At 56.7% G+C, this 23,981-nt stretch carries 21 protein-coding genes; 9 read left to right on the top strand and 12 right to left on the bottom strand.

Going from position 1 to position 23,981, the window contains the following annotated elements:
* The first annotated feature begins 80 nt into the window (after nucleotides 1–80).
* Nucleotides 81–3,209, top strand: coding sequence for an Ig-like domain-containing protein (locus tag C1Y42_RS14235; protein ID WP_104093794.1), 3,129 nt, complete (start codon nucleotides 81–83; stop codon nucleotides 3,207–3,209).
* A gap of 71 nt (nucleotides 3,210–3,280) precedes the next feature.
* On the opposite strand, the gene C1Y42_RS14230 is transcribed toward C1Y42_RS14235, so the two are convergent.
* Nucleotides 3,281–3,589, bottom strand: coding sequence for a putative quinol monooxygenase (locus C1Y42_RS14230; protein ID WP_021509602.1), 309 nt, complete (start codon nucleotides 3,587–3,589; stop codon nucleotides 3,281–3,283).
* A 36-nt stretch (nucleotides 3,590–3,625) separates the two neighbouring features.
* A complete protein-coding gene (locus tag C1Y42_RS14225) occupies nucleotides 3,626–4,207 on the bottom strand; it encodes an NAD(P)H-dependent oxidoreductase (RefSeq protein ID WP_059009793.1) in 582 nt (193 codons plus the stop codon).
* Nucleotides 4,208–4,369: 162 nt separating this feature from the next.
* Between C1Y42_RS14225 and C1Y42_RS14220 the strand changes: the two genes are divergently transcribed.
* Nucleotides 4,370–5,134: a transporter substrate-binding domain-containing protein gene (locus C1Y42_RS14220; RefSeq protein ID WP_104093793.1), complete on the top strand. Its 765-nt coding sequence runs from the start codon at nucleotides 4,370–4,372 to the stop codon at nucleotides 5,132–5,134.
* A gap of 169 nt (nucleotides 5,135–5,303) precedes the next feature.
* Here C1Y42_RS14220 and C1Y42_RS14215 read toward each other — a convergent pair whose 3' ends face one another.
* From C1Y42_RS14215 to C1Y42_RS14190, 6 genes are all read right to left on the bottom strand, one after another.
* Entirely contained in the window at nucleotides 5,304–6,167 is an 864-nt protein-coding gene (locus C1Y42_RS14215; protein WP_104093792.1) for a ketose-bisphosphate aldolase, read from the bottom strand.
* A gap of 100 nt (nucleotides 6,168–6,267) precedes the next feature.
* Complete coding sequence (locus tag C1Y42_RS14210; protein ID WP_104093791.1) at nucleotides 6,268–7,119, bottom strand: class II fructose-bisphosphate aldolase; 852 nt, start codon at nucleotides 7,117–7,119, stop codon at nucleotides 6,268–6,270.
* A 9-nt stretch (nucleotides 7,120–7,128) separates the two neighbouring features.
* Nucleotides 7,129–8,220: a PTS fructose transporter subunit IIC gene (locus C1Y42_RS14205; RefSeq protein WP_058771377.1), complete on the bottom strand. Its 1,092-nt coding sequence runs from the start codon at nucleotides 8,218–8,220 to the stop codon at nucleotides 7,129–7,131.
* An 11-nt stretch (nucleotides 8,221–8,231) separates the two neighbouring features.
* Nucleotides 8,232–8,546: a PTS fructose transporter subunit IIB gene (locus C1Y42_RS14200; RefSeq protein ID WP_021313325.1), complete on the bottom strand. Its 315-nt coding sequence runs from the start codon at nucleotides 8,544–8,546 to the stop codon at nucleotides 8,232–8,234.
* Between the two features lie 23 nt (nucleotides 8,547–8,569).
* Nucleotides 8,570–9,040 carry a PTS sugar transporter subunit IIA gene (locus tag C1Y42_RS14195; RefSeq protein WP_104093790.1) on the bottom strand — a complete coding sequence of 157 codons (471 nt, stop codon included), beginning with the start codon at nucleotides 9,038–9,040 and terminating at the stop codon, nucleotides 8,570–8,572.
* A 17-nt stretch (nucleotides 9,041–9,057) separates the two neighbouring features.
* Nucleotides 9,058–10,617 carry a transcription antiterminator gene (locus C1Y42_RS14190; protein WP_104093789.1) on the bottom strand — a complete coding sequence of 520 codons (1,560 nt, stop codon included), beginning with the start codon at nucleotides 10,615–10,617 and terminating at the stop codon, nucleotides 9,058–9,060.
* A gap of 408 nt (nucleotides 10,618–11,025) precedes the next feature.
* On the opposite strand from C1Y42_RS14190, the gene parC reads away from it, so the two are divergent.
* The 3 genes from parC to ftsP all read left to right on the top strand — a co-directional run bounded on the left by parC (nucleotide 11,026) and on the right by ftsP (nucleotide 15,772).
* Entirely contained in the window at nucleotides 11,026–13,299 is a 2,274-nt protein-coding gene (gene parC / locus C1Y42_RS14185; protein ID WP_021509596.1) for a DNA topoisomerase IV subunit A, read from the top strand.
* Nucleotides 13,300–13,337: 38 nt separating this feature from the next.
* Entirely contained in the window at nucleotides 13,338–14,075 is a 738-nt protein-coding gene (locus tag C1Y42_RS14180) for a 1-acylglycerol-3-phosphate O-acyltransferase (protein ID WP_021509595.1), read from the top strand.
* A 269-nt stretch (nucleotides 14,076–14,344) separates the two neighbouring features.
* Complete coding sequence (gene ftsP / locus C1Y42_RS14175; RefSeq protein ID WP_104093788.1) at nucleotides 14,345–15,772, top strand: cell division protein FtsP; 1,428 nt, start codon at nucleotides 14,345–14,347, stop codon at nucleotides 15,770–15,772.
* Nucleotides 15,773–15,955: 183 nt separating this feature from the next.
* Here ftsP and dkgA read toward each other — a convergent pair whose 3' ends face one another.
* Nucleotides 15,956–16,783, bottom strand: a complete 828-nt coding sequence (gene dkgA / locus C1Y42_RS14170) for a 2,5-didehydrogluconate reductase DkgA (RefSeq protein WP_021509593.1) — start codon at nucleotides 16,781–16,783, stop codon at nucleotides 15,956–15,958.
* Nucleotides 16,784–16,988: 205 nt separating this feature from the next.
* Between dkgA and C1Y42_RS14165 the strand changes: the two genes are divergently transcribed.
* Entirely contained in the window at nucleotides 16,989–17,906 is a 918-nt protein-coding gene (locus tag C1Y42_RS14165) for an AraC family transcriptional regulator (RefSeq protein ID WP_104093787.1), read from the top strand.
* Nucleotides 17,907–17,927: 21 nt separating this feature from the next.
* On the opposite strand, the gene C1Y42_RS14160 is transcribed toward C1Y42_RS14165, so the two are convergent.
* A complete protein-coding gene (locus tag C1Y42_RS14160) occupies nucleotides 17,928–18,587 on the bottom strand; it encodes a DedA family protein (protein ID WP_021509591.1) in 660 nt (219 codons plus the stop codon).
* 105 nt (nucleotides 18,588–18,692) lie between these two features.
* Nucleotides 18,693–19,883, bottom strand: coding sequence for a cystathionine beta-lyase (gene metC / locus C1Y42_RS14155; RefSeq protein ID WP_021509590.1), 1,191 nt, complete (start codon nucleotides 19,881–19,883; stop codon nucleotides 18,693–18,695).
* 60 nt (nucleotides 19,884–19,943) lie between these two features.
* Here metC and C1Y42_RS23450 point away from each other — a divergent pair, with 60 nt between their 5' ends.
* The 3 genes from C1Y42_RS23450 to exbD all read left to right on the top strand — a co-directional run bounded on the left by C1Y42_RS23450 (nucleotide 19,944) and on the right by exbD (nucleotide 21,506).
* Nucleotides 19,944–20,243 carry a hypothetical protein gene (locus C1Y42_RS23450; RefSeq protein ID WP_146068798.1) on the top strand — a complete coding sequence of 100 codons (300 nt, stop codon included), beginning with the start codon at nucleotides 19,944–19,946 and terminating at the stop codon, nucleotides 20,241–20,243.
* 106 nt (nucleotides 20,244–20,349) lie between these two features.
* Nucleotides 20,350–21,078, top strand: a complete 729-nt coding sequence (gene exbB / locus C1Y42_RS14150) for a tol-pal system-associated acyl-CoA thioesterase (RefSeq protein WP_031280126.1) — start codon at nucleotides 20,350–20,352, stop codon at nucleotides 21,076–21,078.
* 5 nt (nucleotides 21,079–21,083) lie between these two features.
* Nucleotides 21,084–21,506 (top strand): TonB system transport protein ExbD, encoded by a 423-nt coding sequence (gene exbD, locus C1Y42_RS14145; protein WP_021509588.1) that lies wholly within the window; start codon nucleotides 21,084–21,086, stop codon nucleotides 21,504–21,506.
* 112 nt (nucleotides 21,507–21,618) lie between these two features.
* Here exbD and C1Y42_RS14140 read toward each other — a convergent pair whose 3' ends face one another.
* Nucleotides 21,619–23,952 (bottom strand): Ig-like domain-containing protein, encoded by a 2,334-nt coding sequence (locus tag C1Y42_RS14140; protein WP_104093786.1) that lies wholly within the window; start codon nucleotides 23,950–23,952, stop codon nucleotides 21,619–21,621.
* Between the last annotated feature and the right edge of the window lie 29 nt (nucleotides 23,953–23,981).

Raw genomic sequence — 23,981 nt, 5'->3', positions numbered from 1 at the left:
TTCAGGCATAAAGAGCGAAATTAAACCTGTATTCGGCTGGAAATCCCGAAACATTATTTAACGTAAAAGGAATACACATCATGGCTAATATTACAGCAGCAGATAACGCGACCGTTATCTCGACCAAAGATCAGTTTTATAAATGGATTGATAAGAGCGTAGCAGGTGCCAACGGCGGCAAGCTGGAGATTACAATCGATGGTGAAGTGCACATGGTTGATATCAGCGAGGACGGTAAATGGTCATTCGACCCGAAAACCAGCTGGTTAGACGGCACCCATGTCATTCAGCTGGTATCGATTGATAAAGCGACTAACCCGAGCCCACCGCGTATCTTCATTCTTGATATGGATACGACGCCTCCGGCAAAACCGGAAATCTGGCGCGTGATTGATGACGCTGCGGCGGAAGATCACTACCTGACGCCGGGTGATGCCACCAGCGATAAAACGCCGGCGCTGTCCGGTGTGGCAGAGCCTGGCACCATTGTTACCCTGTACGATAACGGTGAAGAGATCGGTTCAGTGGTAGCAGACAAAATGGGTGCATGGAGCATCACGCCGGAGCTGGCAGACGGCGAGCACAAACTGACCGTGATGGCGAAAGATAAGGTTGGCCATGAAAGCCCGGTTTCTGATGCTTTCAACCTGACGATTGCCGACGGTGTGATCACTCAGGCAGTGAACGAAGCGGTATCTGAAACGCCGGCAGAATCAATCACTATGGACGCGGATCCGTTTCCGGGTAAACCCATTAAAACCATCAATAAAAACATTATCTCGTTGAGTGCTGATAATGCTGAACCCAATGCATTAGTACAGATCGTTATTGATGATACAGTTTACACTACCCGTGCTGATGGCAGCGGCAAATGGCAGTTTGAGTCACCGGAGCTGAAAGAGGGTTTGCACGTTGCCGGCATTCGTTATCTGGACCGTGCGGGCAACTGGGGACCATCGACTCAGCTTATCCGCAATATCGACACCTCTGCACCAGAAGCACCGCAGATTATGCGCGTGATCGATAATGAAGGCAGCGCGGATAGCTATCTGACGCCGGGCAACTACACCAACGACAAAACACCAACCCTGTACGGTGTTGCTCAGCCGGACAGCGTAGTAAAAATCTACGATATTCGCTCCAATGTGATTGGCAGCGTAAAAGCCGGTGCCGATGGCCGCTGGAGCTTCACGCCGGAACTGACCACCGATGGCACCCACGTGTTTAGCGCCAGCTACACTGACCGCTTCGGCGCCGAGAGCCCGCGTTCTGACAACTTTACGCTGTCGCTGGATACTTCCGTACCGGGTACGCCAGAGCTGGCTCAGGTTTACGATGATGAAGGACGCGTTACCGGTCCGCTGAAGTCAGGTGACATCACCGATGACAAAACCCCAACCCTGTCGGGCGTGGCAGATGCGGGCGTGATTGTGCGCGTGTGGGATGGCGACAAACTGATTGGCTCTACCGTGGCGAACAACCGCGGTCAGTGGAGTCTGGATATTGAGCTGGGTGAAGGTGAACACTCGCTGGTTGTGGATTCCATCAGCAAAGGCGGCACCGTTTCTGAGAAAACCGATCCGTTCAAACTGGTTATCGACAGCAACATCCTGCCGGCACCGGTGGTGGATGAGATGGTCGCCAACAACGGTGATGAAGAGCGTGTTCTGCAGCCAGGCGATTCCACCAACGACACCACGCCAGTCCTGCGCGGTGAAGGCAACGACGGCGACATCATCTATGTAATTGTTGACGGCGGCACTGAGCCGGTGGCAACCGCGATTGTTAAAGATGGCAAGTGGGAAATTGAATTACCAGAGCTGGCAGAAGGTTCACACGATATTGAACTGATCGCCAAAGATCCGGCTAGCGGCAAAGAGTCACCGACTTCAGATCCAATCAACGTGATTATCGATATTACGCCACCGGATCAGCCGAAACCACCAACGATTGTCGATAACGAAGGTGAGAACACCGGTCCGGTTGAACCAGGTAAGCCAATTGATGACAACCGTCCAGGTTTCGGCGGCGAAGGCGGTACCCCGGGCGACAAAGTGGAAGTCATCATTGATGACGGTAAAGGTAATCCGGTGGTGATTGGTACCGGTATCGTCGGTGAAGACGGCAAGTGGGAAGTGAAACCTGAGAACCCAATTGATGACGGTAACTATCAGGTTATCATCGAGATCACCGATCCGGCCGGCAACGAATCGCAGCCATCCGATCCTATCGATCTGATCATCGACACCAAAAAACCAGGCTCAATGGAAGGCTCGTACATACTGGAGGATAACGTCGGTCCTATCCAGGGTGAGATCGAAAATGGCACGGTCACCGATGACAAACAGCCAACGCTGAAGGGCACGTCACCGGATCTGTCGCAGGTCATCATCTACATCGACGATCTGGAGCCGATCGTGGTTGACGTCGTAAACGGCGAGTGGAGCTACGAGCTGCCAGAACTGGGCGAAGGCAACCATAAAGTTGAAGTACAGCCAGTGAGCCAGTCCGGTGTGAAAGGCGATAAAGAGGCGGCGATTAACTTTGACGTTGATACCACTAAGCCGGTGCCAGTAGAAGGCGGCGACAAGGCTAACTTCGAAGGCGTCTTCGCTGATAAAACCGGCACTGAAATTCCTGTACGGCCGGACACCAACGATGACACGCTGATCTTCAGAGGTAAGGGCTCAGAAGACGGTACTATCGTGATGATTTGGGGCGACGAAGCGCGTACCCAGCTGATCGGTTCTACCGTGGTAGAAAACGGCGTGTGGCGCTATGAGTCAGACAAACTGGCAGAAGGCGATTATGCCTTTAACGTCACGGTTCGCGATGCAGCCGGAAACGAACTGGTCATCGACCATACCGTTAAGACCAACGTCGACGTCACCCCGCCGCCGCCGCCAGAAATCAACTCGATCTTCGCTGCGGGTGCTACGGATGTAGAAGGGCTGATGAGCATGTCGCTCAACGACATCATGACGCAGGGTCAGGATTCACTGTTTATCGACAACGGCAAGTCACAGCTGGTAGTGAACGCTAAACAGGGCGAGGCGCTGACGCTGGAAGACATCCTGCCAGCCGGTGAAGATGCCAGTTCCTGGCAGCAGGCGACCGGTACCGTCACCGTCGGCGGCACCGAGTACAACGTCTACAGCAACGGTGATGCGGAACTGCTGGTGCAGAACCTGCACAACGAACAGCACTGATCATTGATTAGCTGCTAAACAAAAGCCCCGGTCGCAAAACCGGGGCTTTTTTTATGCCTGCAGCGGAAAAATCAGGCGGTCGGTTCCAGCACCAGAATTTTCACGTCCACCACGTCATCTTTGATGGTGGCGCGGTGCGCATCCATGTGCGGCATCTGCTGATGCTGCTCCAGATGGCGCAGCGATTCCCACTGCTCAAGCATAAAGATCGAGTCTGGCGAGTTCTGCTTCCACGGCACCTGCGCCTGGTGATCGACCAGCGCATCGTACTGATGGCAACCCTCTTCTTCCAGCACGACAGGGATCAGTTTATTAATCGCCTCCAGTACCTGCTGACGGCGGCCCGGCTTAACGCAAATTTCTGCAACCACAGTTAACATAACGCTTCCTTCTGTTTTTTCCCGGTGTGCTTACAGTTAAGCAAAGATCTGGCTGAGATGAGTCCGATAACGTGCGATATCACGCGGCACGTCCGGCTGTTTAATCACGTCGTTACAGATAAAGGTCGGCAGACTTTCCATGCCGAGGAACTGATTGGCTTTATGGAAGTGCAGGTACAGGCCGTCCACGCCGACACCTTCAAAGAACTGGTCGGCATCGGTAAAGGCTTCCAGCGGCGCATTCCAGGTCAGCGACAGCATATATTTTTTGCCCTGAATCAGGCCGCCGGAACCGTATTTTTTGCTGGCATCGCTGCGCGAACGGCCATCGCTGGCGTACAGCGCGCCGTGGCCCAGAGTAAACACCTCATCGATGTACTTTTTCACCGTCCACGGCTCGCCCATCCACCAGCCCGGCATCTGATAAATCACCACGTCGCTGTCGAGATATTTCTGCACTTCGTCTGCCACGTTGTAGTCGCTATCGGCAACGGTCACCTGAACCTCATGGCCCAGATCGCGCAGCTGGCTGGCCGCCACCTCGGTCAGGGTATGGTTCAGTTCGCCTTTGGAATGGGCAAAGGTCTTGCCGCCGTCAATAATCAAAATCTTGCTCATGGATAATTCGCTCCGTTTCTCGTAGATGCCGCCCACTCTACGCGCGCGCGCGGGGCAAAAAAATGCGTGATTGATCACAAGACTTTTGCTCTCAAAGCAATAATGCCGTCACTTATGCAACAATCCACACGCAAACCAACATCCCCTTAAAAAGAACACACCATGAAAACTGTGATACTGAGTGCTTTACTTCTGGTGGCCGGCGCGGCTCAGGCGCAATCCCACCTTGATGACGTTCGCCAGAGCAAAACCCTGAAGGTCTGCACCACCGGTGATTACAAGCCTTACACCTTTCTGCGCAGCGACGGCCAGTATGAAGGGCTGGATATCAGCATGGCGCAGTCGCTGGCCGCCAGCCTCGGCGCAAAAGTAGAGTGGGTACCAACCACGTGGAAAACCCTGAGCGAGGATTTCGTGGCGAAACAGTGTGATATCGCGCTGGGCGGTGTTTCGGTGACACTTAAACGTCAGCAGATCGCCTGGTTTGCCCAGCCGCTGGGCGTCGATGGCAAGATTCCGCTGGTGCGCTGCACGGATAAAGCGAAGTACCAGACGGTTGAGCAGATCAATCAGCCGCAGGTGCGGGTAATCGAGCCGGCTGGTGGCACCAACGAAGCGTTTGTGCACAGTCATCTGCCGCAGGCCAGCCTGCAGCTGGCGGAAAACACCGGGATTTTCCAGCAGCTGGTAGATAACAAAGCCGACGTGATGATCACCGATGCTTCCGAAGCGCTGTTCCAGCAGCAGCACTATCCGTCGCTGTGTGCCATTAATCCACAGCAGCCGATGCAGTATGGCGAGAAGGCTTACATGATTCCGCGTGGTGACATGAGCTGGAAGCTGTATGTCGATCAGTGGCTGCACCTCAGCACTGCCACCGGCGAATATGCGCAGATCGCCAGACAGTGGCTGGGCGTAGTGAAGTAATCGTTAGCGATAAAGGGTATTACGACAGGCGTTACCGTCCCGTAGCGGCGCAATTTATTGCGCAATCAGCAGCAGTGCGGCGGGTGAATACGTGTGATAAATCGCGCCGCTACGGCATGTGCAACTGACATCCTGCACTTGCGTAGCGGCCCTATTTATTGTTTTGAAATCAACGATACAATCCGGCTTTACCCAGCCCGCCAAACAGATTCATCTTGTAGCGAATCACCGCTTTCGCGGCGGCGATGGCGTCCGGATAAATCACATTCGGATCCCACCAGCTTTCCTGCGCGAGGATCTCGCGCAGTCGGGCGAAATAGGCAAACTTCATGTCGCTGGAGATATTGATCTTGCCCACGCCCAGCGTCACCGCCTCGGCAATCTCCGCGTCCGGATTGGCCGAACCGCCGTGTAGTACCAGCGGAATATCTACGCGCTGAGAGATATCCTTCAGAATGTGCATCTGCAGCTCCGGTTTCATATCTTTGGGATAGATGCCGTGCGCGGTGCCAATTGCCACCGCCAGCGTATCGACGCCGGTGCGCTGCACAAAATCTTCCGCCTGCGCCGGTTCGGTGTAGATCACCTTGCTCACGCCGCCTTCCACCGTGGTGCCGGTATCGCCGATGGTGCCGAGCTCGCCTTCCACCGACACGCCCACCGCGTGCGCCAGCTTCACCACCTCTTTGGTCAGCGCCACATTCTCTTCGTACGGCAGCAGCGAGCCGTCAATCATCACCGAGGTAAAGCCGCACTGAATAGCGCGCAGCACCTGCGCAATTGAAGCGCCGTGATCGAGGTGAATAGTAAACGGCACGCGGCTTTTCAGGGTGCGTTCGCGCACGTAGCCAAAAAATTCATCGGTGACAAATTCCAGTTCGCTCGGATGGATAGAAATAATGGCGGGCGTATTAGTGGCTTCGGCTTCTTCCACCACGGCCCGGATAAAGCAGCTGTCAGCGACGTTAAATGCGCCGATGGCGAAGCGATGTTCACGGGTCGGGGCCAGCATCTCTTTCATTGAAATCAACATGTTTATGTTTCCTTAGCGTGAGTTTTACCAGAGCCGGCGCACGCGCCGACCCGATGAGGGATAAAAAGAAACAGTTGGAAATTGCGCCGCGATCGGGGTGTCAGTAGCGGTTTGCCGACCCTGACCAGCTCAGATATTCAATAACCACTTCGCGACAGGCGGACTCCATCAGCGCCAGCACATCGGCCAGCTCAGCCTGCGGATGCTGGCGCAGCGCCTGCTGCACCGCGTGCTTACCGGCGTCGAACACCGCAGCGCCGACGTTGATCTTGGCGACGCCACAGGCGCTGACGCGGCGTATATCCTCCGCCGGGGTGCCCGAGCCGCCGTGCAGCGCCAGCGGCCGCGTCGTCACCGCGTGCAGCTGCTGCAGCCGTTCGAAGTCGATCTTCGGCTTTACGCCTGGCGGATAAAGCCCGTGCGCGGTACCGACCGAAATCGCCAGCAGGTCGATGCCGGTCTGCTCAATAAACGGCAGTACGTCTTCCACCCGCGTCATCTTCACGGCGGCATCGGCCAGTTCGTATGTGGGCGCATCGGCGATATGCCCCAGCTCGCCTTCAACGCACACGCCAGCGGTATGCGCCATCTTCACTACCGCTGCGGTCTGACGAATATTGTCCGCCAGCGGCTCGGCCGATGCGTCAATCATCAGCCCGGTAAAGCCGGCACGAAACGCCTGACCAATCAGCGGAAAAGCTTTGCCGTGGTCGAGCGCCAGCGCCACCGGCACCGCGGCCTGAGCCGCCAGCGCCTGTACCAGCGGCGCCGCCACCGCTGGCGGAAAATGCGCGCTGTGTCCCTGATACAAGTTGAGAATCAGCGGCGCGCGCTGCTGTTCCGCTGCCTGAATCGCCGCACGGGCGGTTTCGAGGTTGAAGCAGTTGATCGCCAGCACCGCGTACTTGTGCTGGAAGGCGGCCTGAATCAGGTCATTCATCATGGCAAACATGCGGGCTCCTTATTCCAGAGTGAATTTGATCTCTTCATCGCGGACGCCGGGTGCTTCCACGTCATCGAACTCTTCATCCTGCTGCGTGACCGGTTTTTTCATCAGCGACAGCATCACGCCGCACACCACGGTGCCGATGCCGAGCGCCAGGCAGAACAGCCACGGTTTGGTGAAGAGCGGCACCACGAACATGCCACCGTGCGGCACCGGCGCTTCCACGCCCCACACCATAATCAGTCCGCCGGCCAGCGCTGAGGCCACCACGCAGCTGGCCACCACGCGCAGCAGGTCGCGTGCCGCAATCGGAATCACGCCTTCGGTAATCATGCAGATGCCCATCGGGAAGGCGGCTTTCAGCGCCTCTTTCTCTGCTTTGGTGTATTTGTGGCGCGTCAGCAGATAAGAGAGGGTGATGCCGAACGGCGGAATGATGGAGCCGACAAACTTCACCGCTTCCGGACCGTAAATGCCATCGACCAGCATGCCGTCGGCGAACAGCGACATGGTTTTATTGATCGGCCCGCCAAAGTCGAAGGTAGCCATCGCGCCGAGGATGGCGCCCATCACGAACTTTGAGCCGCCCTGCATGGACTCCAGCAGATGAATCAGCGTTTTTTGCAGCCAGACGATCGGCTGGCCGATAAAGGTCATCATCAGCAGACCGGCGATGATGGTGCTGAGCAGCGGCAGCACCATGATTGGCATCAGCCCCTGCATCGACTGCGGCAGCCTGATCACCCGGCGCAGCAGCAGCACGGTGTAGCCGACGAGGAAACCGCCCAGAATGCCGCCGATAAAGCCGGTGCCGATCTGGCCGCAGATGAAGCCGACGATCAGGCCGGGCGCAAAGCCGGGACGATCGGCAATGGAGTAGGCGATGGCGGCGCTGATCAGCGGCACAATCAGCCCCATGCCCCAGCCGCCGATCTGGTTCAGCATCCACGCAATGCTGCCGGTCTGCTTGCCGACGTCTGGCCCGCCAATCACCTGGCCGAGCGCGATACAGATGCCGGCGGCAACGATCAGCGGGATCATCCATGAGATGCCGGTGAGCAGATGGCCTTTGATCTCCTGGCCGTACTGACGTTTGTGATCGCTCATGATCGATCTCCTCAGGCGCGCGCCAGTGAATCCGCCACTTTTTCGAGGAATTTCACCGGTGACTTGATCACCACTTCGGTTTTCACTCGCACGATGGGTTTGCCCTGAAAGCGCTCTTCGCCGTTGATCTTGACGTCAACCGCGAGGATCACCACGTCAGCGGCGTCGATCTGCTCACGCGTCAGCGGCGTTTCAGTGCCGATGGTGCCCTGGGTTTCAACGTGGATGGTGTGGCCCAGCGCGTGAGCCCCCTTAATCAGTTTTTCGCGCGCAATGTAGGTATGCGCGATGCCTGCGGTGCAGGCCGCTACACAGACGATATTCATGTGGCACCTCAAGGTGTTGGGTGTTAACAGAAGTCGGTTTCGGCGTACTGACTAAACAGCCGGATGATATTGCCGGGGTCATTCTCCGCCAGCAGTCGGGCTATCACCTCATCATCGGCCAGCGCGCTGGCCACCTGCGACAACAGGCGAATATGGGTGGTGTTCTGATCTTCCAGCCGCACGGCGAACAGGATGATGCAGCGCACCTGGCTGCCATCCAGCGTTTCCCACGGAATGTCCTGCTGGGTGCGGCCAATGGCGAGCGTGGTTTGTCTGACCGCCGACGATTTGCCGTGCGGAATCGCGATATGGTTCTCGAAGCCGGTCGAGCCTTCCGCTTCACGCAGCCAGACATCGGCAATAAACGCGGCGCGATCGCTGATGGCGCCGTCGCTCACCAGCAGATCGGTGAGTTCGTTGATCGCCTCTTCTTTACTGGTGGCGCTAAGCGCCAGGTTAACGCGGCGCGGCGTCAGAATGCGGGAAATGTCCATGGTTGCTCCTCATTCAATCAGTGTGCGGCCAACGCGCAGGGCGTGCCGTTGGGCAGCTGGCTGCCAATCATGGCGTCAGTGACCCGCCGGATATCGTCATCATTAAAAAAGGCGCTGACATACACGGCCGGAATGGCACCGGCGTCGAGGTGGATGGTGGTGATCACCAAATCCACCGCGTGGTGCTGACAAAACGCCGCCTGATTGCTGGCTGACACAACGCCGGCAATTTCCCAGTCCGGAAAGGCGCGTAATATGCGGCTCTTGAGCAGGTGCGAGGTACCCACGCCGCTGGAGCACACCACCAGGATGCGTTTATGAGCAATCTGCCGCTCCAGTGCCGCCTGGAAATGAACGCACAGATAACCAATCTCATCCTCAGCCACCGGCGACAGGGCGAAGGTGCGCGCGGTCAGCTGCATTGCCTGCTGAGTCAGAGAAAATATCTCTTTCATTTCCTGTTTAATATCATCCAGCAGCGGATTGCGAATATGAATGTGATATTTAAGCCGGTTTAATAATGGTTTTATGTGCACCAGTAAACCGTCAAATAATAAACGGTCCTGAGATAAGTCCTGCTGAATAAACGCCGAGAAACGATCAATTAATTCGCAGGTTATTTTAACCGACTCGGCAGTGGAAAATTGATTATGCAGCGTCACCTGATCGCCACGCTCTTCCACCACAATGCCGGAGGAGACGATATATTGATAAATAAAACCGACTTCATCGGCCGGCAATGCACAGCCGATGCGCTGCTCAATGCGCGCCACCATCTGCCGGGCAATGGTGAGAATCGACTGATCGAGATCGTGCGCGGTGGTGAGAATGTCCAGCGCCAGCGCGTTGCCCTGCGCCATGCGGTGCATCATGATCAGGATGTGCGTGCACAGATTGAGATACCAGGCATCGCCCAGCGGATAACTCAGCTGCTGCTCCATCTGTTGCAGCAGCGTCTGCACAAAGGCCACATCCTCTTCGCCAAAATAGTGCACCAGCGCCTGCTGGCTGCCGGGATCAAGCCGCGGCAGCAGCGGCGTACCGGCGACCTGTTGCTGCATCACATCGTTGATCAGCGACACCATCGCCTGACGCAGCGCCTGCTCATGGCCCTCTATGTGCGTGCCGCCCGGGCCGCGCTGCAGCGTTAATCCCAGCGGCTGCAGCCACTCTTCTATCACTTTCAGGTCGTTCACAATCGAGGCGTGGCTGATAAAGTAGCGCTCGGACAGCTTGCTGATTGACGTGGCGCGCGGCGCATCGCTCAGGAGCTGGGAGGCGATTTTTATCCGCCGGCTGTTATGACTGAGCGCGTCGCCGGCCTCATCGCCGTTCAGCTGCTGCTCCAGCTGCAAACGCTGCTGAATATCCTCAACCCGCAGCCGCACGCCGCGGCCAGGGGTTTTCTCCAGCGTCAGCGCCCAGTTGCTGAGCCAGCTCTCCAGCCACTGCAGGTCGCGCTGAATGGTCTTCCCGGAGACGCCGAGCTGTAACGCCAGCTGACCAATCGGCTGCGGCGCCGCCTGTTGCAACAGCAATTTCACTAACCGGTGTTGTCGCGAAGTCAGTATTTGCATTCGGTCACCCTTTATTTTGGTAAAACCTAATGGGATTTTTCCTTGTGGCATTTATTTCATTGCCAGCAGGCCGTCGCGAAAAAGGTGTGTCGTATGGAGTATGAATTTAGGAAAGGATGGCGGCAGCAACAATACTAAATGTTGTCCCGTCAGGCGGACAGCATTAATACACCGCGTTGACGGGAAATTAAATGCGAGTCTGCTCACACAATAACGCGCTAAATAAGTGTGATGATGCTCTCAATCCTTTTTATTTTTCCAACCGGCGTCACGTTATTTAAGTCAGGGAGATTCTTTCTCTCCTCAACGGCTTCCCTGTGACTAAATCCCGCGAATAAGGTACTATCCTCGCCAAATGACCGCCGGATGACCCGCCGTTGCGGGCCACGAAGTGAGGATGCCAGCTTAATGAGTGAAATGACACAGGATGGCGCAGAGCGTCTTGCCCTGCACAAGTTTACTGAAAACGCGTACCTGAACTACTCCATGTACGTGATTATGGACCGTGCGCTGCCGTACATCGGTGACGGTCTCAAGCCGGTGCAGCGCCGCATTGTTTATGCCATGTCCGAGCTGGGGCTTAACGCCAGCGCAAAATTCAAGAAATCGGCGCGTACCGTGGGTGACGTGCTGGGTAAATACCATCCGCACGGCGACAGCGCCTGCTATGAAGCCATGGTGCTGATGGCGCAGCCGTTCTCCTACCGTTATCCGCTGGTGGATGGTCAGGGCAACTGGGGTGCGCCGGACGATCCGAAATCCTTTGCGGCGATGCGTTACACCGAATCGCGCCTGTCGAAATATGCCGAAGTGCTGCTCAGCGAACTGGGGCAGGGCACGGTGGATTACATCCCGAACTTCGACGGCACGCTGCAGGAGCCGAAAATGCTGCCGGCGCGCCTGCCGAACATCCTGCTCAACGGCACCACCGGCATCGCAGTGGGTATGGCGACCGACATTCCGCCGCACAACCTGCGCGAAGTGGCCGAAGCCGCGGTGCGCCTGATCGACAAGCCTAACACCACGCTGGATGAGCTGCTGGAGATCGTGCAGGGGCCGGACTTCCCGACCGAAGCCGAGATCATCACGCCGCGCGACGAGATCCGCAAAATCTACCAGAACGGCCGTGGTTCGATCCGCCAGCGTGCGGTGTGGAAAAAAGAGGATGGCGAGGTGGTGATCACCGCGCTGCCGCATCAGGTGTCGGGTGCGCGCGTGCTGGAGCAGATCGCCAGCCAGATGCGCAATAAAAAGCTGCCGATGGTGGAGGATCTGCGCGATGAATCGGATCACGAAAACCCGACGCGGCTGGTGATTGTGCCGCGCTCCAACCGGGTGGATCTCGATCAGGTAATGAACCATCTGTTTGCCACCACCGATCTGGAGAAGAGCTACCGCGTTAACCTCAACATGATCGGGCTGGATAACCGTCCGGCGGTGAAAAACCTGCTGGAGATCCTCTCGGAATGGCTGGTGTACCGCCGCGATACCGTGACGCGCCGTCTCAATCATCGTCTGGAACGCGTGCTGCGTCGTCTGCATATCCTCGAAGGTTTGCTGGTGGCGTTCCTCAATATTGATGAGGTGATTCACATCATCCGCAGCGAGGATGAGCCGAAGCCGGTGCTGATGTCGCGCTTTGACATCAGCGAAACCCAGGCCGAAGCGATTCTGGAACTGAAACTGCGCCATCTCGCCAAACTGGAAGAGATGAAGATTCGCGGTGAACAGGCCGAGCTGGAAAAAGAGCGCGATCAGCTGCAGGCGATCCTCGCCTCTGACCGCAAAATGAGTAACCTGCTGAAGAAAGAACTGCTGGCCGATAGCCAGACCTACGGCGACGATCGCCGTTCACCGCTGCACGAACGTGAAGAAGCGAAAGCGCTGAGCGAGAACGAGCTGGTGAGCGCTGAGCCGGTCACCATTGTGCTGTCGCAGATGGGCTGGGTGCGCAGCGCCAAAGGTCACGATATCGATCCGGCAGGATTAAGCTACAAAGCCGGCGACAGCTACCGTGCCGCCGCGCGCGGCAAGAGCAACCAGCCGGTGGCGTTTATTGACTCCACCGGCCGCAGCTATACGCTGGATCCGACCTCGCTGCCGTCGGCGCGCGGGCAGGGCGAGCCGCTCACCGGCAAGCTGACGCCACCGCCGGGCGCGGTGATTGAGCAGGTGCTGATGGAAGCGGATGATCAGAAGCTGCTGATGGCCTCCGATGCCGGCTACGGCTTCATCTGTACCTTTGCCGATCTGGTGTCGCGCAACCGCGCCGGTAAAGCGCTGCTGACACTGCCGGAAAACGCCAAAGTGATGACGCCGCTGGCGGTGCACTCTGGCGACGACATGCTGCTGGCCATCACCCAGGCGGGGCGGATGCTGATGTTCCCGGTGGCCGATCTGCCGCAGATGTCGAAAGGCAAGGGCAACAAGATTATCTCGATTCCGTCCGCGGACGCCGCCGCGGGCGTGGACAAGCTGCAGTGGCTGCTGATTCTGCCGCCGGGCAGTTCCATCACTATCTATGTCGGCAAGCGTAAGCTGATCATGCGTGATGAAGATCTGCAGAAAGTGCGTGCTGAGCGCGGCCGTCGCGGTAGCGTATCGCGCGGACTGCAGCGGATCGATAGCGTGGAAGTGAATGCGCCAGCGCGGCCAAAAAGTGACGCGAATAGCGAAGAGTAAGACTGAAAAGGCGAAGGACTGCCACATTTGAGGAAGCTATGTTACTAATTTTACGCACGTTGATCGTTGTGATTTATTCGATTCTGGTTTGTATATTTGGCAGCATCTGGTGTCTGTTTTCACCGCGTAATCCGCGCCACGTGGCGACCTTTGGTCACATGTTTGGTCGTCTGTCGACGGTGTTTGGCGTCAAAGTCGAACTGCGTAAACCGGCGGATGCCGAAAGCTACGGTAACGCGATTTACATCGCTAACCATCAGAACAACTACGACATGATCACCGCTGCCAATATCGTGCAGCCGACCACGGTCACGGTGGGTAAGAAAAGCCTGCTGTGGATCCCGTTCTTCGGCCAGCTCTACTGGCTGACCGGTAACCTGCTGATTGACCGCGATAACCGCGCCAAAGCGCACGGCACCATCGGCGAGCTGGTGGCGCAGTTTAAAAAGAAGAAAATTTCCTTCTGGATGTTCCCGGAAGGGACGCGCAGCCGCGGACGCGGTCTGCTGCCGTTCAAGACCGGCGCGTTCCATGCGGCGGTGGCGGCGGGCGTGCCGATCATCCCGGTGGTGGTCTCTAACACCCACGGCAAAATCAAACTGAATCGCTGGAACAATGGCTTAGTGATCGTGGAAATGCTGCCGCCAGTGGATACCACGCAGTTTGAAACCACGTCGGTACGTAAGCTGGCGACCCACTGCCGTGAATTAATGTCTGCTAAGCTGGAAGAGTTGAACGCTGAAGTCGCCGAACGCGAAAAAAACGGTAAAATCTAGCCGGCAAAAAATGGCTCACCCGCAGCGCGCGCCATGGCTCGATCTGTCGGGTGCATTGAGGCGCGCCGTGTCCCGCCGTTTGTCGGGTACGCATTGATTTGTTGCGGATCCCGCCATTTGTAGGGTGCGCATTCATGCGCACCGGGTCCCGGATGCGCATTGACCTAACCCGGACACACAGCCGCGCCTTTCGGGCGCTTCACAACACGATTAAAAATAACAACATGGACACGGCGTCTTCACGCCACGCTCAAAAGGTCTGAAGTTTTATGTCTTGCAGCAGACGTCAGTTTATTCAGCTTTCTGCCGGTATGGCGCTGGCTTCCAGCGTTATGCCTTACGCCGCCCGCGCCGCCGCGCCATTGGGCGATGTGCCTTTGCCGGTGCCGCCGCTGATCGAATCACGCCGCGGTCAGCCGCTGTTCCTTACGCTGCAGCGCAGCCACTGGTCCTTCAACGGCAACAGCAACAAAGTGCCGGTATGGGGCATTAACGGCCTGTACCTTGGCCCGACGGTGCGCGTTTACAGCGGCGACGATGTCAAACTGATTTACAGCAACCGCCTCAATGAACCGGTGGCGATGACCGTCAGCGGTTTGCAGGTGCCGGGCGCGTTGATGGGCGGTGCGCCGCGCATGATGTCCGCCGGCGTAGACTGGGCGCCGGTGCTGCCGATTCGTCAGGGCGCAGCCACGCTGTGGTATCACGCCAACACGCCAAATCGCATGGCGCCGCACGTCTATAACGGCCTGGCAGGCATGTGGCTGATCGAAGATGACATCAGCAAAGCGCTGCCGCTGCCGAAGCATTACGGCGTCGATGATTTCCCGCTGATTATTCAGGACAAGCGCCTCGATAACTTTGCCACGCCGGTTTATAACCCACCGTCGGACGGCGGGTTCCTCGGCGATACGCTGCTGGTTAACGGCGTGCAAAACCCGTATGTCGAAGTGTCGCGCGGCTGGGTGCGTTTGCGCCTGCTGAATGCGGCCAATGCGCGCCGTTTCGATCTCAGCTTTAGCGACAACCGGCCGTTTACGGTGATTGCCAGCGATCAGGGCTTTCTGCCCGCGCCGGTAGCGGTGCAAACGCTGTCGCTCGCGCCGGGTGAACGTCGCGAAGTGCTGGTGGACATGTCGCAGGGCGATGAAGTGTCGATCACCGCAGGCACGGCGGCAGGCATTATGGATCGTCTGCGCGGGCTGTTTGAGCCGTCATCGATTCTGACCAATACGCTGGTGCTGACGCTGCGTCCAACCGGCCTGCTGCCGCTGGTGACCGACAACCTGCCGATGCGCCTGCTGGCGGATCAGATTCTTGATGGCGTGGCGGTGCGCACGCGTGAATTCCGCCTCGGCGACAGCACGCCGGGCATTAACGGTGTGCTGTGGGACATGAATCGCATCGATACGACGGTGCAGCAGGGCACCTTTGAGCGCTGGATCATTCACGCCGACCGACCGCAGTCGCTGCATATTCAGGGCGTGATGTTCCTGATTAAGAGCGTCAACGGCGCGCAGTCGATGGGAGAAGATCGCGGCTGGAAAGATACGGTCTGGGTGGATGGCGATGTCGAACTGCTGGTGAGTTTCCCGCAGAGTTCGTCAGAGCATTTCCCGTTTGTCTATTATAGCCAGACGCTGGAGCTCGCCGATCGCGGCACGGCAGGGCAGATGGTGGTGAATCCGGTCGGGTGAGGCGCGTTGCTGTTCCCTCACCCTAACCCTCTCCCGCCAGCGGGAGAGGGAACCGTTTTGAGCGGTATGACCCACTGGCACACCGCTTCAGATTTGCGCGGACATCTCCCTCTCCCGCGCGCGGGAGAGGGCCGGGGTGAGGGGGCAAACCGCACCCTTCACCCATCGCATCCTTAACCCACGTCACCCATTAAACTCTTCCGGATCCGGTCCGAGTCGCTTGCCTTTATCCAGCTTCGCGATCTCGCTCACTTCTGACTTATCCAGCCGGAAATCAAACACCTGGAAGTTCTCCTGAATGCGTGCCGGCGTTACCGACTTCGGAATCACCACCAGGCCGCTGTCCAGATGCCAGCGAATCACAATCTGCGCTGGCGTCTTGCTGTACTTCTTCGCCAGCTCGCGAATGATCTCCTGATCAAACACGCCTTCACCGCCCTGCGCCAGTGGGCTCCACGACTCGGTCTGAATCTGATGCAGCGCATTCCACGCATGCAGCGTGCGCTGTTGCAGCATCGGATGGAGTTCAATCTGATTCACCACCGGCGACACGCCGGTTTCATCAATCAGCCGCTTGAGGTGCGCCTCATGGAAGTTACACACGCCGATACTTTTCGCCAGGCCCTGCTGCTGCAGTTCCACCATTTTCTTCCACGCATCGACGTAGTGGTCTTTCTGCGGGCACGGCCAGTGCATCAGATAGAGATCCACTTGCTCCAGCTGCAGCTTCTTCAGGCTGGTCTCCATCGCCTGTTCAACATTCTGCTGGTCATCATTCCACAGTTTGGTGGTGATAAAGATCTCATCGCGCGCCACGTCGGTTTCCTGCAGCGCCTGGCCAATCGCCTCTTCATTTTTATACGCGGCGGCGGTATCGATGGAGCGATAGCCGACCTTCAGCGCTTCCAGCACGGCATTGCGCGCTTCATCAATGCTGGCCTGCCAGACGCCAAGGCCGAGTTGCGGCATCATGTTGCCGTCGTGCAGTTTAATCCGGGGTTGCTCTGCCATAGTGACTCCTTATCGGTTGCAGTGACTTACCGTAGAAACGATGTGCTTAAGTCTAGTCAACAAACCTGACCTGAGGATCATTGTGGCAACCGAACGGCACTTTCGCCCGGTGCAATCCTGCAAAAATCTTGCCTGATCCTCCAGCCATCTGGAGCTTTATGCAGCAATGCGGCACACTGCGTTTTTTGCTGCCCGAGAGAGTGCCATGCCGAACGATGCCCTTTGCCGCCAGCTGGCGCAGCGCGTGATCACGCTGATGCGCGAGCCACAAAAGCCGCTGTGTGCGGTGGAAAACGTACGGTTGATCTACGCAGAGGAACCGCTGCCGCGCACGCCGATGTTGTATCCGGCGGGCATCGTGATCCTGTTTCAGGGACACAAAACCGGCTACCTCGGCAGCACGGTGTTTCGCTACGACGCCACCAAATATCTGATGCTCACGGTCACGCTGCCGGTGGAGTGCGAAACTGACGCCACGCCGCAGCAGCCGCTGGCCGGTATGAGTCTCACCGTGGATCCGGCCAGTTTGCAGGATCTGCTGTTAAGCATTGGCGATGACGAGCAGTTTCAGCCGCAGCCGCAAACCTCCGGCATTCACTCTGCGTTTCTTAGCGAGGAGATGCTGTGCGCCGCGGAAAGGCTGCTGGATGTGATGGATAAACCGCGTGACGCCCGCGTGCTCGGCCCGCAGCTGGTGCGTGAAATCATCTATTACGTACTGATCGGGCCGATTGGCGGCGCGCTGCTGTCGCTGGTCAATCGCCAGACGCAGTTCAGCCAGGTGGCCCGGGCGCTGCGCCGCATCGAGAACCACTTTGCCGAAAGCCTGAGCGTGGAAATGCTGGCGGCAGAGGTCAACATGAGCGTCTCGGCGTTTCACCATAACTTTAAGGCGGTGACCCAGACCTCGCCACTGCAGTATCTCAAGCGTTACCGTCTGCATCAGGCGCGATTAATGATGCTGCAGGATGGGCTGAAGGCCAGCGCCGCCGCCGTGCGCGTCGGCTATGAAAGCCCGTCACAGTTTTCGCGGGAGTTTAAACGGTACTTTGGCGTGACGCCGGGAGAAGAGGCGAGCCGCGCGCGCCAGACCGGAGCGCTGCTGCCATTTGACGCCGCCTGAAGCGGCGGCGCTTTACAGAGGTTAGGCTTTCTGGCGCCGCTTTTTCCAGATCACCACAATGCTGCCGCCGAGGCCGAGAAACAGCAGGACAATAGGCAGCACCATCAGGATCGCCATCACCTGATCTTCGTGGCGCTTGATAAACGGCACCTGGCTGATGCCGTAGCCCATCGCCACCACAATCCCGACCCACAGCGCGCCGCTCAGCCAGTTGAAGAACTGAAAACGCCCGTTCTGCAAACCCGAAATGCCCGCCATGGTCGGCAGCAGCGTGCGCACAAAGGCCAGAAAGCGGCCAACCAGCAGTGCCATCAGGCCGTGGCGGTTGAACAGGTGCCAGGCGCGCTGGTGGTACTGCGCTGGCAAATGCATCAGCCAGCTTTTGACGATTTTAGTATTACCAAGCCAGCGCCCCTGCAGATAGCTCAGCCAGCAGCCGAGGCTGGCGGCGGTGGTCAGAATCACCATGGTCGGCACAAAATCCATCACGCCTTTGGCGATCATCGCCCCTGCCAGCAGCAGCAGGCTGTCGCCAGGCAGGAACGAGGCAGGCAGCAAACCGTTTTCCAGGAACAGCGTCAGAAACATCACGCCGTAGACAATCCACACTACATCCGGATTGGCCAGCGCGGCAAAATCCTGATGCCACAGCGCCTGGACAATCTCATGTAAAACACCCATCAGCTATCCCATCGAGTCACAAGGCTTGTATTTTAACCGTCCGGAACGGCGTAATCGTTGATCTCCGCTACGCCGCACCGGATGGTTTAAGTTTGGTTTATCTTTTTACGCTTTCAGGCGGGCAAAACCAGCTTTCAGGTCATCCAGCAGATCATCAACGTGCTCGAGACCGATATGCAGACGCACCAGCGTGCCGTCAAAATCCACGCCGCCCGCCGGACGAATTGCCGCCAGCTCTTCCGGCTGGTTCGCCAGAATCAGCGATTCAAAGCCGCCCCACGAGTAGGCCATACTGAAATGGTGGAAGCGATCGAGATAATTTGCCAGCTGCGCCGGGGTGAGTTTTTCATGCAGGATGAATGAGAACAGCCCGCTGCTGCCGCTGAAGTCGCGCCGCCAGAACTCGTGGCCTTTGCACTGCGCCAGCGCCGGATGGTTGACGCGCGCCACTTCCGGCTGCGCCGCCAGCCACTCGGCCACGCGCAGGCCGCTCTCTTCGTGCTGACGCAGACGCGTCGCCAGTGTGCGCAGGCCGCGGCTGGCCATGTACGCGGTGTCTGCATCCACCATCTGGCCCATCAGGTAGGAGTTTTCGCGCAGCTGCGCCCAGCAGCGCTCGTTGGCCACCGCAGTACCGATCATCGCATCGCTGTGGCCGATGATGTATTTGGTGCCGGCCTGAATCGAAATGTCGATGCCATGCTCCAGCGCGTTAAACAGCACGCCCGCCGCCCAGGTATTATCAATCATGATCACCGCGTCTGGTGCTTTGGCGCGCACCGCCGCGACAATTGCCGGAATATCCTGCACTTCCATGGTGATGGACGCCGGTGATTCGAGGAACACCACGCGGGTGTTCGGCTGCACCAGTTCGCCGATTTCACTGCCGATGCAGTGATCGAACCAGGTGGTGGTGACGTTAAGCTTCGCGAGAATTTTGGTGCAGAAATCCTGAGTGGGTTCGTACACCGCGCCGCTGACCAGAATATGATCGCCGCTGGTGACAAACGCGAGGATGGCATTGGCGACTGCGGCCGCACCGCACGGATAGAGCACGCAGCCGGCGCCGCCTTCCAGTTCGGTCATCGCATCCTGGAAGGAGAAATGGGTGAGGGTGCCGCGCCGGCCATAAAACAGTTCACCGCTGGCGCGTCCGGCGGTGGCGCGTTGTTTGTCCGCGACGGAGTCAAAAACCAGTGAGGATGCGCGCTGAATGACGCTGTTAACCGAGCCCTGAGTGTAACGTTTGCTGCGTCCCGCGGTGACAAGCCGGGTATCAATTTTTTTCGTTGCCATCACTGCCTTTCCTGACACGTCTCACAAAGCATCCAACTTACCACGAATCGCGGCGCGGGGTTGAGCCCGTTTGCCGAATATCAGAGTGACGCCAGCACAATCGCGGAAAGAGGCTGGATGCGGCTTTTATTACGCGGCGGAAAAGCAAAGCGCAATAAATTGCGCCGCTACGACCCGTGCGGGATGTTCGTCCGCGCCAGTTGCACCATTTCACAAACCGCACCCAACCGTAGCGACGCGATTTATCGCGCAACCGTGCCTGTTGCTCTATTCCGCAAACCGCACCCAACCGTAGCGGCGCGATTTATCGCGCTAAACATTGCGCCGTATCAATTCAGCGGGTTACAGCTTTGTAAATAGTAATGAGAACCACTATCACTTCGGTCGGTTTTTTTGCTATGATCCGCGCTTCAATCGTGAACGGTGCAACAGAAGTCGGAGACGCAGCGTGGTAGCCAGTGACTTGATGCAAACGGACCTCTCCGTTTGGGGCATGTATCAGCATGCCGATATCGTGGTAAAAATTGTGATGATCGGCCTGTTGCTGGCCTCGGTCGTCACCTGGGCGATTTTCTTTGGCAAATACGCGGAGCTGAGCGGGGCGAAACGTCGCCTGAAGCGTGAACAGCTGGCGCTGGGCGAAGCGCGCTCACTGAATGACGCGTATCGCGCTGCCGAAAACTTCAAAGCCAACAGCCACAGTGCTGTGCTGCTCGCCGACACGCGTAACGAACTGGAACTCTCCGCTGGCAGCGAAGACCTCGACGGCATCAAAGAGCGCACCAGCTTCCGCCTTGAGCGTCGCGTTGCAGGCTTCAGCCGCCACGCCGGTCGCGGTAACGGCTTCCTCGCCACCATCGGTTCCGTCGCGCCGTTTATCGGTCTGTTCGGTACCGTGTGGGGCATCATGAACAGCTTTATCGGTATCGCGAAAACCCAGACCACCAACCTCGCGGTGGTGGCACCGGGCATCGCGGAAGCGCTGCTGGCGACGGCGATTGGCCTGGTAGCGGCAATCCCGGCTGTGGTGATCTATAACGTCTTCGCCCGCATGATCGCCAGCTACAAAGCGTCGCTCGGCGACGTGGCGGCGCAGGTACTGCTGCTGCAGAGCCGCGATCTGGACCTCGGCAACGTCGATACCGCAAAAGAAGTTAACCGTCCGGCGGCGGCCCAGAAACTGCGCGTAGGGTAAGTATTATGGCGATGCGTTTAAACGATGATGCGGTCGGCGATGGCGAAATGCACGAAATCAACGTGACGCCGTTTATCGATGTCATGCTGGTGCTGCTGATCATCTTCATGGTCGCTGCGCCGCTCGCCACGGTGGATGTACGCGTCAATCTGCCTGCCTCCACCAGCGCGCCGCAGCCGCGTCCGGAGAAGCCGGTTTATCTGTCGATCAAAGCGGATAAACAGATCTACATCGGTAACGATGCGGTGACCAAAGAGACGCTGGTGAACGCGCTCACCGCACAAACCGAAGGCAACAAAGAGACCACCATCTTTTTCCAGGCGGACAAATCAGTCGATTATGAAACGCTGATGTCGGTGATGGATCAGCTGCGTGAAGCGGGTTATCTGAAGATTGGTTTGATGGGCATGGAGACGGTGAAGAAATAGTTTCACCGGCGTAAACACAGCTACCTTATCTGTAAGGTCGTCAATTATGACGACCTTTTTTATTGTGGCGGCCGGAGCAGGCCGCCATGTCACGAGCTGTGCCGAATCGCAGTTAAACCAGATTCACCGTTACGCCGTCCTGCACCAGCAGTTCGGCGTCGCCGTGGCTGAACACGTGGTACTGGTTACCGGCGATGGTCACGGTGCCGGTTTGCTCGGTCCAGCCTTCCTGCTCGCTGCCTTCAGGCAGGATATCTTCCAGACGTACGGTATCGCCCTGGTTACCGTTGACCATTAGTTGGGTTTTGCCGTCATCGATGAAGAGATCTTTGGTTCCTTTAGAGAACACTTCTTCGGCAGTTATATTTTCTAGAGCACTAAACGCATCGGCGTCTAATGTGGAAATTTCATTCACTGATATATCAGTGGATTTGACAACATTATCTTTTATACCCCATTCGAAATTGTCTAAAAAAATAGTGTCGTAGCGTGAATTGCCTGTGCCGTCATCATAAAAACTATTGAACGCCGATACTTTGCTTATTAACTGACCTTGTGGGGCAATGAACTCGTAGGGTTTCATTCCGCCCCATTTTGAGAGTTCGATGGAGCCGATAAGTTCATCCTTCTCATTATAAAACCGTATCATATTATGAGTGGCTTGTTGAGCCTGAGCGTCAAACTTAAAGTAGTTAGATTTATCAATATAAAAATGTACTGCTGTTTGTTTAGAATTTGAAGGGTTCCCAGTGCCTAAGTCTGGTCCGACTAAAAATTCATTCCTTTGGGAAGCATTTCCATACTGATTGTATACTTTGATGCCAGAGGCCAGGGTAACTGAAGTGCCTTGCTGAATTATATAGGTTCCGTTACTAAAATCTTCACGATGGCTGATAAGATCAGCCTCTCTGACTTTTATTTCAAAAGAGCTCTGCGCTTTGTCGTTTGTATAAGCATTGAAAGTCCAGTTCCCATAGCTAAGTTTTGGTGGAGAAAATGTCCACTCTCCATATATATTAGCAGTAACTGAGGCGATGTTTTTACTGTTGTTTCCAAGATAGTATTCTATATAGACTGTGCTGTTGGCTTCGGCATGGCCTTGTAACTCGGGAGTTGTATCGTCAGTTACGCTACCAGACGCTAATTTGCCTTGTGTTTTACCCACATTATCCAGGGCAAAATCAATAGTTGGAGCAAGGTTATTATCAATCACATTGAGTTTGAACTTGGGTGTGAATGCGCCACTATTACCACTTTTTGCCCGGAACTCCCAGTTACCATTATCTAATTCGATAGGTATTGTGAACTCCCAGTTACCATCAGCACCAACCTGAACTGAATAACCTGGAATCCATGGTGCTCCAGCTTTACCGTATTCAATATAAACAATACTGTTTGCTTCGGCGCGTCCGTGTAACGTGGGGGTACGGTCATCTGTCCGGGCGGAATTACCTAACATGCCAGTGGCATGACCATAATTATCCCAGGCGTAAGCAATCGTGGTCTCGCTTGCAGGCGTCAAATCAATATTGAGTTTGAATTCGTTGCTCCATTCGTCACCGGCATTTGCCCTGAATTGCCAGTTTCCTTCGCCTAGCGCTGGATTCGGCGTCCAGCTCCAGCTGGTGCCCTTCATCACCGCATTGCCGCCATCAACCCATTCACCCTGAGCATTACGGTACTGAATACGTACCACACTGCCTGCTGGCGCGCTGCCACGCAGCTCTGGGGTGGTATCGTCGGTGATGCCATCGCTCTTCAATGAGCCGGTCACGCTGCCGACGTTATCGACGGCATCAATAATTTTCGCCACGCCGCCTGGATCAACCGGCACTTCTCCGTCTTTACCAATAATAATGATGAACTCATCCGAAACCTCACCCTCGCGCACCTTACCGGCAAAGGTTTCATTCGCCACCAGCGCCAAATCATGCTGACCGTCGGTAAGGTCAACCTCCGGCTCGATCTTCCACATCCCGGTATTCTCATCCGCCTTCGCGCTGCCGATAACCGTATTGCCTTCTTTCAGATAAACAATCACGCCTTTTTCGGCGATGCCGGTCAGGGTCGGGCGGCGGTCGTCGGTCATCTTGCCAGAATCGAAGCTGCCGGTGATGTCGCCCTGATCGTCATACATGTTCAGCAGCGTCGGCGCTGCTGGCGGCGTGGTATCAATAATCAGCGTACGCAGACTGGGTGTACTGACGTTGCCAGCCTTATCAATCGACTGAAAAGACATGTTGTAGTAACCATCATCCAGCGGCGTTGCAGGTGTCCAGCTCCAGTAGCCGTTGGCAGGGTCGATATCTACCGTAAAGGTCTCTTTGCCGACGGTAATCAGCATGGTGCCGCCCTTACCAATTTCTGAATTTGCATAGCCAAAAAACGTGGGGGTGTTGGTGTCGCGCTCGAGGTATTTCACCTCTTCATAATTGAACAGTTCCATGGAAGATATTCCTGTGTTGGTCGTCGGTT

This window comes from Pantoea sp. ICBG 985 (assembly GCF_002928365.1).
Lineage (GTDB): Bacteria > Pseudomonadota > Gammaproteobacteria > Enterobacterales > Enterobacteriaceae > Pantoea > Pantoea dispersa.
The sequence above is the reverse complement of the archived record's forward strand: the minus strand, read 5'-3'. Positions and strand labels throughout refer to the sequence as shown.

Coding starts and splice junctions, on each gene's coding strand:
- exbB (WP_031280126.1), top strand. CDS start 20,350: ATGCAAACGGACCTCTCCGTTTGGGGCATGTATCAGCATGCCGATATC.
- C1Y42_RS14205 (WP_058771377.1), bottom strand. CDS start 8,220: ATGAGCGATCACAAACGTCAGTACGGCCAGGAGATCAAAGGCCATCTG.
- C1Y42_RS14160 (WP_021509591.1), bottom strand. CDS start 18,587: ATGGGTGTTTTACATGAGATTGTCCAGGCGCTGTGGCATCAGGATTTT.
- C1Y42_RS14215 (WP_104093792.1), bottom strand. CDS start 6,167: ATGTTGATTTCAATGAAAGAGATGCTGGCCCCGACCCGTGAACATCGC.
- ftsP (WP_104093788.1), top strand. CDS start 14,345: ATGTCTTGCAGCAGACGTCAGTTTATTCAGCTTTCTGCCGGTATGGCG.
- C1Y42_RS14225 (WP_059009793.1), bottom strand. CDS start 4,207: ATGAGCAAGATTTTGATTATTGACGGCGGCAAGACCTTTGCCCATTCC.
- parC (WP_021509596.1), top strand. CDS start 11,026: ATGAGTGAAATGACACAGGATGGCGCAGAGCGTCTTGCCCTGCACAAG.
- C1Y42_RS14230 (WP_021509602.1), bottom strand. CDS start 3,589: ATGTTAACTGTGGTTGCAGAAATTTGCGTTAAGCCGGGCCGCCGTCAG.
- metC (WP_021509590.1), bottom strand. CDS start 19,883: ATGGCAACGAAAAAAATTGATACCCGGCTTGTCACCGCGGGACGCAGC.
- C1Y42_RS14210 (WP_104093791.1), bottom strand. CDS start 7,119: ATGTTTGCCATGATGAATGACCTGATTCAGGCCGCCTTCCAGCACAAG.
- C1Y42_RS14235 (WP_104093794.1), top strand. CDS start 81: ATGGCTAATATTACAGCAGCAGATAACGCGACCGTTATCTCGACCAAA.
- C1Y42_RS14140 (WP_104093786.1), bottom strand. CDS start 23,952: ATGGAACTGTTCAATTATGAAGAGGTGAAATACCTCGAGCGCGACACC.
- C1Y42_RS14180 (WP_021509595.1), top strand. CDS start 13,338: ATGTTACTAATTTTACGCACGTTGATCGTTGTGATTTATTCGATTCTG.
- C1Y42_RS14200 (WP_021313325.1), bottom strand. CDS start 8,546: ATGAATATCGTCTGTGTAGCGGCCTGCACCGCAGGCATCGCGCATACC.
- C1Y42_RS14220 (WP_104093793.1), top strand. CDS start 4,370: ATGAAAACTGTGATACTGAGTGCTTTACTTCTGGTGGCCGGCGCGGCT.
- C1Y42_RS14190 (WP_104093789.1), bottom strand. CDS start 10,617: ATGCAAATACTGACTTCGCGACAACACCGGTTAGTGAAATTGCTGTTG.
- dkgA (WP_021509593.1), bottom strand. CDS start 16,783: ATGGCAGAGCAACCCCGGATTAAACTGCACGACGGCAACATGATGCCG.
- exbD (WP_021509588.1), top strand. CDS start 21,084: ATGGCGATGCGTTTAAACGATGATGCGGTCGGCGATGGCGAAATGCAC.
- C1Y42_RS14195 (WP_104093790.1), bottom strand. CDS start 9,040: ATGGACATTTCCCGCATTCTGACGCCGCGCCGCGTTAACCTGGCGCTT.
- C1Y42_RS14165 (WP_104093787.1), top strand. CDS start 16,989: ATGCCGAACGATGCCCTTTGCCGCCAGCTGGCGCAGCGCGTGATCACG.